Here is a 15,297-nt window from a genome sequence, read left to right on the forward strand (position 1 = left end):
ATGTTTATTTCGATTCTGAAAGCAACGTTTCCGCTGCTTTAATGACCTGTTCTTCAGAAATTACGGACAAACCTTTGTAATTTCCTTCTTTAATAATCTTCTTCATGCTTTTACCAACCTCATAGGAGTCCATCGTTTCAAGAACGATAGCATGAGCTTGGTACGGACCATAAAAGAATGGGTTTGATGGACCGTAAAGCGCCACAATTGGCACCTTTTGGCTGATGGCCACATGCATAGGACCAGAGTCATTTGTAATCAATAGATTACAGCGGCTCATTGCCGCCGCCAACGGTCCTAACTGGAATTTTCCGGTAGCCACAATCGGTTTCGTTTCCATTTGTTCTACTACAGGTTGCACCATTTCGAGATCCATAGGGCCGCCAAAGAATACTGTTTTATACCCTAAATGACCCAAATAATCAGCTACATGGGCAAATCGTTCAGCAGGCCAGCGTTTCTCAGGAACAGCACTACCAATATTAAAACCGATGAGCGTATCACTATCTGTTAAACCATGACTAGCATAGAACTCCTGAGCCTCACGGCGCCATGCCTCACAAGTTTCAATATGTAAACCAGAATTAGAAATATCCGTTACACCTAATTGTTCTAGTACATTGATGTACATATCTGCAGCGTGGCGAGTTTTACGGTCTAGACGGGTATACTTTGTCATAAATGGTCTAAATAGGAAATGACTCATACCAGTCGTAATGGGCGCATGAATCTTCCAAGCTAAATAGGAAGTACGTTCATTGGGATGTAAATTGATAACGATATCAGGTTTACCCTTTGCATTAATCTCTCGAGCTATCTCATTGAGCCCAGAAATACTATTATGACGCCCCTTTTTATCTACTACAATCAGTTCATCAATATTCGGATTATACTGCATTACTTGTTGTAATTTCTCATCTATTACATATGTAATATGGCTATGTGGAGCAGCTTTACGTAATACCTCTAAGAATGGAGTCGTTAAAATAACATCACCTAAGTGCATAAGAAAGGTGACCACAATGCGTTTATAATCAAGTTCCATTATAGTTCCTTTCCAATTACTTGCTCATATACAGACCACACCGCATCTACAGGAATTTGAGCCATACAATCAGGATCATCTACTAATGGCTGTTCAGGTGTAGCCTTTGATGTAGGTGAAATAATAAGATGTACATGACTCCCTCCATATGGACCAGTTCGTTTTGGAGATGTGGTTCCAAATAATGCAATCAAAGGCCGCTTCAGAGCATTAGCAATATGCAAAGGGCCCGTATCAGCACTGATGAAAATTTCACAGTGTCGAATCAACTCAATTAGCTCTGGCATGGATGTAGACCCCACTAGGTTGATGAGATTCTTATTTTTTACATAGTTTTTTATGAAAGCTCCTTTTTCTTCATCATCTGGAGCACCAGCAATAACTACTTTTTTACCAGATTCACATAAGCGGATACATAGCTCGCCAAAGTTAAGAAGTGGCCACTCCTTAACAATCCAGCGAGCACCTGGTACAACTACTACATATTCATCTTCTACACCATGAGATTGTAACTTATGCTTAACGGACTTCTCCGCCTCCACATAAGCAGGCATAGGAAACTCTACACCTTCTACATCCCCTCCAAGAGCACGTACGGTATCGAGGTATCGTTCAATAACATGATCGTATTTATGTTCACCAACAAGTGCTTTATTAACTAAATTACTGCCTTCACGAAGCTCCCAGTAGCCATATTTTTCAGGTGCACCAGATAATAATGATACAATGGCGCTCTTTGCAATACATTGAAGGTCTAAAGTCATATCAAAATGACGGCTATGTAAATCCTTACGTAACTGCCATAGATAAGCAGGCTTTTTAAGTTGTTTTTTGTCGATAATGATTACATCATCTACCCATGGTTTACCAGGTAGGAGACTCTCAAATTGTTCATGAATAGCCCATGTAATATGCGCATCAGGCCAATTTTTACGCACTGCGTACAAGGTAGGCAATGCATGAATCACATCACCTAAAGAACTCATCTTAATGATGAGTATATTCTTGTAATCTTTCATATAGCCTCCCAAAATACAACACCACAACTAAAAAGCCTCATAACACCGTTGAATCTGATTTACTCTAAAGTAAGCGTAAAATAAATAATGGACTAAATAATAGTCTTAAGAAAATCTAATAAATTTGTACCTGTAAATAGATAGCCTTTTACACCAGCCGCTTCTGCTGCATCAACATCGCGCTGACTATCGCCAATAAGTAAACTACTTTTAGGGTCTACATCATAATCCTTAATAGCTTGATTAATCATGCCAGGCTTTGGCTTTCTACATTCACAATCGACAGCATAAAGTTGCACAGATCCTTCTTTATGGTGAGGACAATAATAAAAATGTAAAATTGGTGCCCCACTGCGATCTAGTTCATGAGCCATGTGATCATGTAAAATCTGAACATCAGATTCCTTATAATAACCTCTAGCTACACCACTTTGATTTGTCACTACAATGAGGTCATAGCCCTTGCTATACGCATAAGCTAGTGCTTCTTTAGCTCCATCCACCCATTCTAAATCGCTGATTTTATATAAATAGCTAACATCTTTATTGATAACACCATCGCGATCTAAAAATAATACCTTGCGCATTAACGTAAATACCCTTCGTTATTATCGAGTAGTTCACAATATTCTTTAACAGCATCTTCCATTTTATGGAACCCTTTGTCATAACCAGCAGCCAATAATTTAGTAGTATCAGCCTCAGTAAAGCTTTGGTATTTACCTTTTAATACCTCAGGGAATGGAATATATTCAATCTTGCCTTTACCGTTGTAGTCGATAACAGCTTGCATAAATTGGTTAAAGCTATGAGCATTACCTGTACCACAGTTAAAAGTACCAGAAATTTCAGGATGTTCCCAGAAATAGAAGTTTACATTAACTACGTCTTTAACATAGATAAAGTCACGTGTTTGACCACCATCTTCGTAGCCATCTGTACCTTCAAATAGATTGATAATACCAGTTTCTTTATTTTTGTAGAACATTTGGCGAACTAAGGAAGCCATTTTATCTTTATGAGCTTCATTAGGACCATATACATTAAAGTAACGTAAGCCTACAACTTGCGCTGTATACTCACCTTCATATTTACGCACATAACGGTCGAATAACAATTTAGAGTACGCATATGGATTGAGGGCTTCTTCGGCTTCTGGTTTTTCTACGAAACCATTAGTACCATTGCCATAAGTAGATGCAGAGGATGCATAGATGAATGGAATACGACGGTCTTGGCAATAATGGAATAGATTTTTAGAACCTTCATAGTTGTTCTTCATCATATATTTGCCGTTATATTCCATTGTGTCTGCACAAGCGCCTTCGTGGAATACGACTTCAATAGGGCCCACATCGAATGTACCGTCAGCGATAGCACAATCAAAATCATCACAATCGATGTAATCTAAGAATTCTAGATTTTGAATATTGCGAATTTTGCGACCATCTGTAAGGTCATCAACAATAAGAATATCTGTACGACCACGGTCATTTAACGCTTTCACAATATTACTGCCAATAAAACCAGCACCGCCTGTTACGATAATCATAATTTACCCTCCTTAGCCATAGTAGCTATTTTCCCTACAATATCTGATGTAGAATAACCTTCTTTAAATGAAAGCACCTCTACATGATCTACGGACTCACGTCCAATAATGTCTTCTCTCTTATAATCGCCGCCCTTAACAAGCGTATTAGGACGTAAATAAGCTAATAGTTCAGCTGGTGTATCCTCTTCGAATAACACCACACCATCGATACAACGCAATGCGCTTAATAATGCAGCTCTATCCTCTTCACGTACGATGGGACGCGTTTCCCCTTTTAGGCGTCTAACCGAAGCATCGGAATTTAATCCAATAATTAAATGATCGCCTAACTGAGCCGCCTCTTGTAAATACGTAATATGTCCGCGATGAAGAATATCAAAACAACCATTAGTAAACACAACAGTTTCACCTTTGTTTTGCCATTGTGCAATAAGTTGCTTCATCTCTTCTTTTGTATATAAAGGTTTAGATTGAACACTATGCTTATAAGAATGCCATAAATCCAATAGTTCAGATCGGTGGATTGGATATGTGCCCACCTTAGATACGACAATGCCAGCAGCACCATTTGCGATATGTAATGCCAAGCGCATAGATAGACCGCTGGCAAGGCATGTCATCATCATAGATACAACCGTATCGCCTGCACCACTTACATCGAATACCTCTTGTTGTGTAGCCGGATTATGCCATGTGCGTCCATCCTTTGCAATAACAGTAATCCCTTTTGCAGACCGTGTAGCCACAATATATTCTAAATCAACATTAACCAGTACTGACTTGGCTGCCTCTACGATGGTGGCATCATCGTTAGCTAACTTATGACCTACACATTCACCTAGTTCTTTTACATTCGGTGTAATGCAGGTTGCACCATTATATTTAGACCAGTCTGAACCTTTAGGATCAACAATGGTTTGTACGCCATACTCCTTAGCTAAACTAAAGATTTTTTTTAGCAATGTTGGTGTACAAACGCCTTTGCCATAGTCAGATACAACAATACCATCGATACCAGCCTTACATAGATTTTCTAGCCAAGCAGACAGTCGGTCCTCTTCCTCACTTGTTATATCTGTAATCGTTTCAAAATCAAGGCGCATCATCTGTTGTCGATCACCTAAGATACGCATTTTAGTAATGGTAGAACGATCATCACTCGTTAATAAACCTGTTGTATCAATCTTATCAGTCTTTAGCAATTGTTGTAATAAACGACCATGGTCATCATTACCGGCAATAGCACCAAGATATACTGTGCAATCTAAATTTGATAAGTTTGACGCAACATTACCAGCGCCACCAAGCACTTCTTTCATCTTTGCCACGCGGTTAACAGGAACCGGTGCTTCCGGAGAAATACGACTTACATCACCAAAAACATAACGATCTACCATCACATCACCTATAACGGCAATCTTTAGGTTAGGTAGTTGTTTTGTCAAAAATTGATTAATGGTAGCATTTATCATAATCCACCTATTCCTTACCACAATATACATGTATAACGAGTTATCTAAAAAACCAGGTTTCAAACATGTATCTATTTATAAATATGATCGTAACGGTTAATAATCTTCTTCAATGATTTCGCACATTATATGACCTGCCAAAATGTGCATTTCTTGAATACGTGCTGTCACATTGCTTGGAATAGCTAATGTAATATCACATAATTCAGCTAGTTTTCCACCGCCTTCACCTGTGAAAGCTATGGTGTGCATGCCGATAGAACGGGCCATTTCTGCAGCTTTTACAACATTCTTGGAGTTCCCAGATGTAGAAATACCAATGAGAACGTCACCTGTACGGCCTAAGCCCTCTACTTGACGTGCAAAAACAGATTCAAAATCATAGTCATTTGCAATAGCTGTTAATGCAGATGTATCAGTAGACAATGCAATACCTGCAAGAGAGCGTCGTTCCTTTTTAAAACGACAAATCAATTCAGCTGCTAAATGTTGAGAATCCGCAGCAGAACCACCATTCCCACAGAACAAAATTTTATTGCCATTCTCTAAAGCCGCCTTACAGCGATATGCAATCTCTTGAATGGTATCCATATGCTCCATTGTCTTACCAAAGACTTCCAAATGCTCGGTAAAACGATCTGCAATGATTGGATTTAAATCAGTCATTATAAAATCTCCTTTAACAGTCTATCTGCATTTTTCCAAAATAATTTTTCACATTGTTCCACAGATAAACCAGCTTCTTTAAATGCATCGTATAATCGATACATTTCAGAAGTGTCTTTAATTTCTGTATCCGGTTTAATACCATCAAAATCGGTTCCTAATGCAACTACATCCTCCCCACCTTTATTGATGAGATATAATCCATGCTTTACGATATCTTCAATTCGACTTATCGGTGATGTGCCTAAAAAAGATTGGGCAAAGTTTAGGCCTATAACACCACCCTTATTAGCAATGAGCTTAATCAAATAATCTGGTAGATTTCTAGTATGGGCTGTAACTTCACGTGCATTGGAGTGTGATGCTACGAATGGTACATCTAAAATATCTCCTAATTGCTCAGCACCAGCATCATTTAGATGAGAACAATCGACGATTATTCCTAAATCTTGCATAGCCTCTACAAATTCAACGCCTTTCGGTGTTAATTTTTTATGTTGGTCACCACAGTGAGGTTCTCCTAAACCATTTGGATAGTTCCAAGTAAGCGTAATAAGTCTTATTCCATCTTGATAAGCTTGTTTAAGTTTATCTAAGTCACCACCTAGTACACCGCCCTCTTCAATAGACATGAGAGCTCCAATCTTACCAGATTCATATACAGACTCTACATCTTGATAAGAGAGCACATGATGAATGTGCTCTCCATAGTGATGAATTTGTGATGTACATAAATTACGCATCGCTTCATAACGACCATAAGGGTCATTTGTATCACCTAGATTGATAAATAATGCAAAATCCTGCACCTTGCTGTGAGCCTTTTGTAATTTTTCTATATCGATTTTCCAAGTATTACGATACAAATCTCCATTACTAGGATAATCTATTAACTTCATAATCGTATCGCAGTGTAAATCTATCATAAAGCCTCACATATACTATTAGTAATTAACCACGTTTTGGTTTTTTAGCATCTAGTTTTTTTAATGCTTTTAGTTCTTCCATAAAGCTATCAATATTATCGAACTTACGATATACGCTAGCAAAGCGAACATATGCAACTTGGTCAATATCTTTTAATTGTTGCAATACGAGTTCTCCAATACGATCCGTAGTCACCTCTTGATTGATTTCATTACGAATATCGCGCTCTACATCATTCACCACTTGTTCCATCACGGACATTGGTACGGTACGTTTATCACAAGAACGCAATAAACCATTTAATAATTTACCGCGATCAAATAATTCACGACGTCCGTTTTTCTTTAATACCATAAGTGGTACTTCTTCTATAATTTCATAGGTAGTAAAGCGACGGCCACAATTGATACATTCGCGGCGACGGCGAATACTATTACCTTCATCAGTCGTTCTAGAGTCTGTTACCTTCGTGTCTGTGTGTTGGCAATAAGGACATCTCATCTGTTACTACTCCTTTTTTAATAATCACTCTAAAATAGTGCATAATACGCCCATTTTCTCTACTATATATAGTACCATGAAACCCTTTAAAATACAAAGAATCCCTAGGATTTCCTAGGGATTCTTCCATTATTCTAAAGCATTTTATGTTATGAAATACTTTAGAAATAATATTTTTAATTTTATCTACTATTCTAACTATCGTTTAGGAGCATCTTCAACGCGAAGCAAGCAGTCGCCAGATTCGATGCGGCTACCTTCACGAACCAGGATTTCTTCTACGATACCATCGATAGGAGCAGTAATTGTTGTTTCCATCTTCATCGCTTCTGTAACGATCAATGGCTCACCTTTTGCTACAGATTGACCATTTTTAACGAGAATCTTAACAACGGAACCAGACAATGTAGCCCCAATTTCACCAGGATTAGATTCATCCGCTTTACGACGAACAACGCCAGTAGTCTTAGCATGTTTATCATGAACTTTAATACCACGAGGTTGACCATTGAACTCGAACAATACGATACGGTTACCATCTTCATCTGGTTCAGATAAGCCGTTCATTTTGATGATAAGTGTTTTACCTTTTTCGATAGTTACTTGAATTTCTTCGCCCCGTTTCATACCGAAGAAGAATGTTGGAGTATCAAGTACAGATACATTACCAAAGTCTTTTTTAAATTTATTGTAATCTTGGTAAACCTTAGGGTACAAGCAGTATGCACTGATATCTTCATCAGTCGTTTGAGCACCCATTTCACTCAATTCATTACGAACATGTTCAAAGTCTGTTGGAGGCAATACTGCACCTGGACGAACTGTGATTGGTTTTGCACCTTTTAAGATAATTTTTTGTAACTCTTCAGGGAACCCTTGGTATGGAGTGCCAAGACGACCTTCAAAGAATTCAACTACGGATTGAGGGAAGTCTAATACATCGCCCTTTTCGTAAATATCTTTTTCAGTCAAGTTATTTTGTACCATGTACAATGTCATATCACCTACAACTTTAGAGGATGGCGTTACTTTGATGATATCACCAAACATCATATTTACTTGGTGGTACATTTTCTTAATATCAGCCCAACGATCACCAAGGCCTACCATCTTAGCTTGTTGTTGCAAGTTGGAATATTGACCACCTGGCATTTCATGTTGATATACTTCAGTGTTAGGATATGCTTCTGCTTTATCCACACCTTTGTAGTAAGGACGAATGCTGCCAAAGTAATGCGACATTTCTTCCATGTAATCAATGTTCATTTCAGGTTGACGGTCATGTCCACTCAATGCATAGTACATGGAGTTCATGCTAGGTTGAGATGTACCATTAGCAAATGCAGAGTATGCTAAGTCGATAACGTCTACACCAGCATCTACAGCGCGACCATAGGAATAGATAGCATTGCCAGAACCTTCATGTGTATGTAAATGAATCGGTACAGTAACAGCATCTTTTAAGGCAGATACAAGATTATAAGCAGCTTGAGGTTTTAATAAACCAGCCATATCTTTGATGGCAATAATATTAGCACCCGCTTTTTCAAGCTCTTTAGCCATATTTACATAGTAGTCTAAATTGTATTTAGGACGGTTGCTATCAAGAATATCGCCTGTATAGCACAATGCTACTTCAGCAATTTTGTTTTGTGCACGAACTTCATCAATAGCTACATGCATATTATCAAGGCTATTTAAGCTATCGAATACACGGAATACATCAATACCATTAGCAGCAGCACGTTGGATAAATTGACGAACTACATTATCTGGATAAGATGTGTAACCTACAGCATTAGCGCCACGAATAAGCATTTGAAGTAATGTATTAGGCACTTCGCGACGGAACATACGTAAGCGTTCCCATGGATCTTCATGTAAGAAACGATAGGATACGTCGAATGTAGCACCGCCCCAACATTCCAAGGAAAATAAGTTAGGAACACCTTTTGCAGCACGACCAGCTACGCGTGCCATATCAATGGTACGTAAACGTGTAGCAAATAAGGATTGGTGAGCATCACGCCATGTTGTATCTGTAAAGAATACTTGTTTTTGATCAGATAACCATTTACTGAAGCCTTCTGGTCCTAATTCATCAAATTTTTGTTTTGTACCAGCTGCTGGAGATACATCTAAATCAGATGGCATTTGAATTGGTTCAAAATCAGGTACCACTTGAGGACCTGCACCAGAGTAGCCATTGATTGTTACGTCAGCAATGTAACGTAATAATTTAGTACCCCGATCGCGGTCTGGTTTTAATTCAAACAATTCTGGATGGTCTTCAATGAAGTTAACAGTGTAGTTACCGCTTTGGAATTCAGGATTTTCAAGAACGTTAATCAAGAAATGAATATTTGTTTTAACGCCACGAATACGGAATTCTTTTAAGCAACGAAGCATTTTACGAATAGTTTCTTCATTGTTAGGACCGAATGCAGTCGCTTTTACAAGCAAGGAATCATAGTAAGGTGTTACTACGGCACCTGTAAAAGCATTACCAGAGTCTAAGCGGATACCAAAGCCACCGGAGCTACGATATGCCAAGATTTTACCTGTATCAGGCATGAAGTTATTTTTAGGGTCTTCTGTAGTGATACGACATTGGATTGCAGTGCCTTTACAAGGAACTTCATCTTGTGCTGGAATACCTACTTCTGGGCTATGTAAGTCATAACCTTCAGCAATACGGATTTGAGAATGAACGATATCAATATCTGTAATCATTTCTGTTACAGTATGTTCTACTTGGATACGAGGGTTAACTTCGATGAAATAGAAGGAGCCATCAGCAGTTACCAAGAATTCTACAGTACCCGCATTAACGTAACCAACATTTTTCATGATTTTTACAGCTGCATCACATACGGCTTTACGAGTTTCCAATGGCAATGCAAAAGCTGGAGCCATTTCAACAACCTTTTGGTGACGACGTTGTACAGAGCAATCACGTTCATGTAAATGAACCACATTACCATGTTCATCACCTAAGATTTGTACTTCAATATGTTTAGGTTCAACAATAAGTTTTTCTACATATACATCATCATCGCCAAAGGCAGCTTTCGCTTCAGATTTTGCGCGATCATATGCATCACGAAGATCTTCTTTACGATGAACCTCACGCATACCACGGCCGCCGCCGCCATTTACGGCTTTGATCATCAAAGGGAAACCATGAGTATTTGCAAATTCTTCTAATTGTTCAAAATCACGCAATGCCCCATCAGAACCTGGAATCATTGGGATATCTGCCAATTTAGCTTGTGCACGAGCATTAACCTTATCGCCGAACATATTTAAATGTTCTACATGAGGTCCGATAAAGATGATACCTTCTTCACCACAACGACGAGCGAACTCTTCGTTTTCAGACAAGAAACCATAACCTGGATGGATAGCATCAATATCATGTTCTTTTGCAATACGGATAATATCTTCAATATCAAGATATGCTTCAACTGGTTTTTTACCTTCCCCTACGAGATAGGCTTCGTCAGCTTGGTTACGGTGCAAGGATAATGTATCCTCTTTGGAGTAAATGGCTACAGTTTTAATGCCCATTTCATTACATGCACGGAACACGCGGATTGCGATCTCACCACGGTTGGCAACCAATACGGATTTAATTTTTCTCATGTATTGCCTCCTACTAGCTTCCACTAATGTGAACTATCAGCTTTCAATTTTATTAATATATGAATATTTCCTATACTTATAGTCAAAGCAATATATTCGGATAGCTCATCATTTTTTATGATGAGCATTATATTCATAATTACATATAACTATTATACAATATTTTTCACATATTTAAAGGATTATATTAATTATGAAATCATAAAATACATTATTTGCTGTACATGACAAAAACTCATATGTCTTTTATCGATGTACATCGAAACATTTCTATATTCTACGTTATTAATCACCTAAGAAATGATTCATTAATCGATTGAGTTGTTCTTGATCATTTGCACCCATTAATTCCCGTGCAGAATGCATCGCTAATAATGGTAAGCCCACATCCATTGTTCTCATCGGTAACATAGCAGATGAAATAGACCCAACTGTAGAGCCACCAGGTATATCAGAACGATTTACATAAATTTGGTAATTTGCTTTAGATTCATCACATAAACCCTTTACGATGGCAATTGCTCGTGCATCACCAGCATAGGATTGACTACATGCTATTTTAAGAGCCACCCCTTTATTAAGTGTAGGAATATTAGTGATATCATTTTTTTCAGGATAATTTGGATGTAAACCATGTGCTACATCAGAGGAAATCATAAATCCTTTTGAAATGAAACTATCTATCTCTTGATTAGAATATCCTAATGCATCATATACTCGTTTAATAAGGTTTGGTAAAAGCATCCCTGCTCCGCCCTGTTTAGTACGACTCCCTACCTCTTCATTATCAAAGAGAATAGCACAACGTACACCATCAGCATTAGCCTTACGAGCCTGAATAATCCCTGAAAGTACACCAAAGCAAGATGTTAAATTATCTAAACGAGGCGCACTTATAAAATCGCCTTCAGTCCCTAATACACAGCCTTGTTCTGTTGGATATAATGTCATTTCATAAGATAAAATTTCAGATGGATCACAGTTGACTTCATCAGCCAAGAACGTAGTCCACTCATCGTATTGAATATCAGATTCTGGGAATAGACTTGGATTGTTGCTATCATTTAGAGATTTACTAGAATTCTCCTTTTCCTTACGATCCATCATTAATATAGGAAGCATTTCCTTTTGGCGATTCAATTTAACACCATCATTAACGGAACGATTCATATGTATAGCTAAGTTTGGAACGATTGCGATAGGACGTTTTGTATCAACCAATACAGAGTCTACATCAAAAGCATTATCACCTTTTAATACGACTGTACCCGCAGCCCCTAAAGGACGATCAAGCCATGTATTTTCAATGAGGCCGCCGTACATTTCCACATTTAACTTGGTATAACCTTTTACTGATGTAATAGGATTTGGTTTAACACGAATTGCAGGAAAGTCCGTATGCGCTGAAGCAATACGTAATGTGTGTTCTGGTTTCTTTCCTATATGAAAGGTAAACAAAGTAGTACCAAACACATTAACTACATAAGAACCAGAGTCTAATTGCCACTCATCATCTAAATTAAGTTCTGTAAATCCTGAGTCCAATAACATTTGTAAACTTGTATCTACTGTATGATACGGAGATGTACAAGCACCAATATATTTCAATAACTGTTCATTATCAAATTTCATAGATTCCTCCTATGTAAAATAATGATGCTATTCGTATATTCACAATGAATAGTTCATTCACGTATAATATTACAACATATACATTAATAATATATTAACTGCTCTTATTTTATCACAAAAAAGCCGCCCCAAGTGGGACGGCTTTTCCTATATTTTGTAACTACACTTTAATCAAACTCTAACATATATAGTTTTTAATGTATTACAAGTATATAAAATTCTGAGTATCTAGTCTTACCACATACCAATCAATTTCATCCATACGGAACCAAGGCCCATAAAGATAATTAAGTTGATTACGGATGCAAAGAAACCTAATTTCCACCATGTATTTTGAGGAACATAACCAGTGTTAAAGATTACAGGAGATGGACCTGCAGCATAGTGAGTCAAAGACATACACAAGTTAGATGTGAATGCAATCATCAACAATGTCAACATTGGTGGTGCACCTGCAGAGATAGCGATGGCAGAGAATGCTACAAACATTGCAGAAATATGTGCAGTTAAAGATGCGAATACATAATGGGAATATGTATTAATAAGTACAGCTATAACGAAGGCAATAATCCAAGATCCTTCTGGAATATAACCGCCTACAAGTACTGTTGCCCATTTGATGAAGCCCAATTTGGACAAGAAACCGGCAAAGCCCATTAATGTACCCATCCAAACTAATGTATCCCAAGCACCTTTTTCGCTTTTAACATCGTCCCAAACAAGAACGCTAGTAGCAAGTAAAATAGAAATACCTAAGAATGCAACAGTTGTAGCATCAATTTTTGTGAATTGAGAAGTAGCCCATAACACTAAAGCTAAAATGAATACACCTAGCATAACCCATTCTTGGAAAGACATTTTACCTAGGCCTTTTAATTCTTCACGGATCATTTGTTGCGCTTCACGAGCATCTTTAATTTCAGGTGGATATGCTTTATAAATGAAGTACGGCATAATGATCAATGCAATGATACCAGGTACGATGGCTGCCATAGCCCAGTCGCCCCATGTGATACCAATACCAAAAGATTGAAGCGCTAATGCTGCAACTAATGTATTACCAGCCATGGATGTTTGGAACATTGCAGATGTAATCGTATTAACTTGATAAATGGATTGCATCAAGAAGGAACCAATTTTACGAGGACCATCTTGAGGTTCAGAACCGAACGCTTTTGCCAAGCTTGTAGTAATCGGCATGATAACACCACCTACACGAGCTGTGTTAGATGGCGTTGCTGGAGCCAAAATTAAATCAGATAATGCTAATGCATAAGCCAAACGTAAGGAACTACTACCAAAAGCAGCAATCAAATTATACGCAATACGTTTCCCCAAACCAGTTTTAATAAAGCCACGAGAGAATAAGAACGCACCTACAATTAGCCAAATGGCAGAGTTAGCAAAACCGGAGATAGCGTCACCGATTTTCAAAGTACCAGTCAAAGCCGCCACAGTAATTACAATGATAGATACGCCACCAATTGGTAATGGCTGAGTAATAAAGCCTACGATAGTAGCAACAAAAATAGCAAATAAATGCCAAGATTGAGGTGTTAAACCCTCTGGCGTTGGAATAAACCATAGGCCTATACCAAAGACCGCTGGAATAATCCAATTTAACAGTTTTTTCATACACATACCTCCTACATAGGAAAAAACTAAAATATATAACTGCTGAAATACCAAGGCATCGCAAGGTGACTATAAAACACTCACTAAGCCCCCTATCCTACGGTGTCTTCAGTATATATCAGTAGTATGTGAAATTAGAAATATATTTATATCTTCTTATGATAAATATAATATATTACAACATAAAAAGATGTGAGAAAAAGCTGTGCATCACTAGGTATGCACAGCTTTCATTATCATATAAATCCTATTCAGGTAGAGATACGTTCTCTAAGTTTGTTTTTTCGATAGACTCAATATCACCTTGGTCGCAAAGGTTTGCAATAGTAGGATCAATTGGTAAACGGTTCAACAATAATAGACCGTATTTTTGAAGGATTTCTTCAATGTGGCTTTCACCAAAGATTTGATAATCCTTACCATTATCTGGGCAATGGAAATAAGAGTAGTTTTCCACTACACCAATAATAGGCACTTGCATTAAATCAGCCATCTTAACTGCTTTTTCAACAATCATGGATACCAAGTCTTGAGGAGATGTAACAATGATGATACCATCCAATTTTAAAGATTGATATACAGTAATTGCTACGTCACCTGTTCCTGGCGGCATATCAACGAATAAATAATCGATGTCTTTCCAAATAACATCGCTATAGAATTGTTTTACAACATTACCTAAAATAGGACCACGCCATAAAACAGGATCTGTATCGTTTTCCAAAAGGAGGTTAACAGACATAACGTCAATACCACCTTTAGATTTTACAGGATACATACCAATCTCGTCAGCATATGCTTTTTCCTTGATGCCAAACATTTTAGGAATTGAAGGACCTGTAATATCCGCATCGAGGATACCAACTTTGTAACCTTTACGCGCCATAGTAATAGCCATTAAGCTTGTAACGGAGGATTTACCTACGCCACCTTTACCAGATACTACGCCGATTACATGTTTAACAGAACTAAGCTCGTGTAATGGAGCTGTAAGATCTTGAGGTTGTTGAGGAGCGCCGCCACCGCAACCAGAAGATTGAGATGGGCATCCGCCACAATCACTGCTGCTACCGCAACCCATAGTAAACACCTACTTTCTTTGAGGAACTACCTCATATCTATATGTAAAACTTTTATTCAATATGGTAGATAGAATATATCTACCATATCATTGTATCATGTCATATCAAACTTTATCAA

At 37.9% G+C, this 15,297-nt stretch carries 12 protein-coding genes; all 12 read right to left on the reverse strand.

What is annotated here, in order from left to right; translation table 11 throughout:
* Window positions 1-4 precede the first annotated feature (4 nt).
* The 12 genes from KH109_RS03215 to KH109_RS03270 all read right to left on the reverse strand — a co-directional run bounded on the left by KH109_RS03215 (window position 5) and on the right by KH109_RS03270 (window position 15,178).
* Entirely contained in the window at window positions 5-1,045 is a 1,041-nt protein-coding gene (locus tag KH109_RS03215; RefSeq protein WP_105094261.1) for a glycosyltransferase family 9 protein, read from the reverse strand.
* Entirely contained in the window at window positions 1,045-2,064 is a 1,020-nt protein-coding gene (locus KH109_RS03220) for a glycosyltransferase family 9 protein (protein ID WP_295215657.1), read from the reverse strand. Before KH109_RS03220 ends, KH109_RS03215 begins: the two co-directional genes overlap by 1 nt.
* Before the next feature lie 92 nt (window positions 2,065-2,156).
* Window positions 2,157-2,651 carry an HAD family hydrolase gene (locus KH109_RS03225; protein ID WP_295215660.1) on the reverse strand — a complete coding sequence of 165 codons (495 nt, stop codon included), beginning with the start codon at window positions 2,649-2,651 and terminating at the stop codon, window positions 2,157-2,159.
* Complete coding sequence (gene rfaD / locus KH109_RS03230) at window positions 2,651-3,616, reverse strand: ADP-glyceromanno-heptose 6-epimerase (protein ID WP_005386892.1); 966 nt, start codon at window positions 3,614-3,616, stop codon at window positions 2,651-2,653. The genes KH109_RS03225 and rfaD overlap by 1 nt, the downstream gene beginning before the upstream one ends.
* Window positions 3,613-5,091 carry a D-glycero-beta-D-manno-heptose-7-phosphate kinase gene (rfaE1, locus tag KH109_RS03235; protein WP_295215664.1) on the reverse strand — a complete coding sequence of 493 codons (1,479 nt, stop codon included), beginning with the start codon at window positions 5,089-5,091 and terminating at the stop codon, window positions 3,613-3,615. The genes rfaD and rfaE1 overlap by 4 nt, the downstream gene beginning before the upstream one ends.
* Before the next feature lie 96 nt (window positions 5,092-5,187).
* Window positions 5,188-5,757, reverse strand: coding sequence for a D-sedoheptulose 7-phosphate isomerase (gene gmhA, locus KH109_RS03240; protein WP_295215667.1), 570 nt, complete (start codon window positions 5,755-5,757; stop codon window positions 5,188-5,190).
* Window positions 5,757-6,683 (reverse strand): membrane dipeptidase, encoded by a 927-nt coding sequence (locus KH109_RS03245; protein ID WP_295215670.1) that lies wholly within the window; start codon window positions 6,681-6,683, stop codon window positions 5,757-5,759. Before KH109_RS03245 ends, gmhA begins: the two co-directional genes overlap by 1 nt.
* 25 nt (window positions 6,684-6,708) lie before the next feature.
* On the reverse strand, window positions 6,709-7,185 hold the full coding sequence (gene nrdR / locus KH109_RS03250) for a transcriptional regulator NrdR (protein WP_119209008.1): 477 nt from the start codon (window positions 7,183-7,185) through the stop codon (window positions 6,709-6,711).
* A 198-nt stretch (window positions 7,186-7,383) separates the two neighbouring features.
* Complete coding sequence (locus tag KH109_RS03255; RefSeq protein ID WP_105094255.1) at window positions 7,384-10,830, reverse strand: pyruvate carboxylase; 3,447 nt, start codon at window positions 10,828-10,830, stop codon at window positions 7,384-7,386.
* A 285-nt stretch (window positions 10,831-11,115) separates the two neighbouring features.
* Entirely contained in the window at window positions 11,116-12,462 is a 1,347-nt protein-coding gene (locus KH109_RS03260) for a M18 family aminopeptidase (protein ID WP_295215676.1), read from the reverse strand.
* A gap of 234 nt (window positions 12,463-12,696) precedes the next feature.
* Window positions 12,697-14,097, reverse strand: a complete 1,401-nt coding sequence (locus tag KH109_RS03265) for an anion permease (protein ID WP_295215679.1) — start codon at window positions 14,095-14,097, stop codon at window positions 12,697-12,699.
* A 247-nt stretch (window positions 14,098-14,344) separates the two neighbouring features.
* A complete protein-coding gene (locus KH109_RS03270) occupies window positions 14,345-15,178 on the reverse strand; it encodes an Mrp/NBP35 family ATP-binding protein (protein ID WP_156719728.1) in 834 nt (277 codons plus the stop codon).
* Window positions 15,179-15,297 lie beyond the last annotated feature (119 nt).

The organism is Veillonella sp., from assembly GCF_018381775.1.
Taxonomy (GTDB): Bacteria; Bacillota; Negativicutes; order Veillonellales; family Veillonellaceae; genus Veillonella.

What these genes read in the sequence shown, in the direction of transcription:
- KH109_RS03215 (WP_105094261.1), bottom strand. Translation starts at nt 1,045, where the DNA reads ATGGAACTTGATTATAAACGCATTGTGGTCACCTTTCTTATGCACTTA.
- KH109_RS03220 (WP_295215657.1), bottom strand. Translation starts at nt 2,064, where the DNA reads ATGAAAGATTACAAGAATATACTCATCATTAAGATGAGTTCTTTAGGT.
- KH109_RS03225 (WP_295215660.1), bottom strand. Translation starts at nt 2,651, where the DNA reads ATGCGCAAGGTATTATTTTTAGATCGCGATGGTGTTATCAATAAAGAT.
- rfaD (WP_005386892.1), bottom strand. Translation starts at nt 3,616, where the DNA reads ATGATTATCGTAACAGGCGGTGCTGGTTTTATTGGCAGTAATATTGTG.
- rfaE1 (WP_295215664.1), bottom strand. Translation starts at nt 5,091, where the DNA reads ATGATAAATGCTACCATTAATCAATTTTTGACAAAACAACTACCTAAC.
- gmhA (WP_295215667.1), bottom strand. Translation starts at nt 5,757, where the DNA reads ATGACTGATTTAAATCCAATCATTGCAGATCGTTTTACCGAGCATTTG.
- KH109_RS03245 (WP_295215670.1), bottom strand. Translation starts at nt 6,683, where the DNA reads ATGATAGATTTACACTGCGATACGATTATGAAGTTAATAGATTATCCT.
- nrdR (WP_119209008.1), bottom strand. Translation starts at nt 7,185, where the DNA reads ATGAGATGTCCTTATTGCCAACACACAGACACGAAGGTAACAGACTCT.
- KH109_RS03255 (WP_105094255.1), bottom strand. Translation starts at nt 10,830, where the DNA reads ATGAGAAAAATTAAATCCGTATTGGTTGCCAACCGTGGTGAGATCGCA.
- KH109_RS03260 (WP_295215676.1), bottom strand. Translation starts at nt 12,462, where the DNA reads ATGAAATTTGATAATGAACAGTTATTGAAATATATTGGTGCTTGTACA.
- KH109_RS03265 (WP_295215679.1), bottom strand. Translation starts at nt 14,097, where the DNA reads ATGAAAAAACTGTTAAATTGGATTATTCCAGCGGTCTTTGGTATAGGC.
- KH109_RS03270 (WP_156719728.1), bottom strand. Translation starts at nt 15,178, where the DNA reads ATGGGTTGCGGTAGCAGCAGTGATTGTGGCGGATGCCCATCTCAATCT.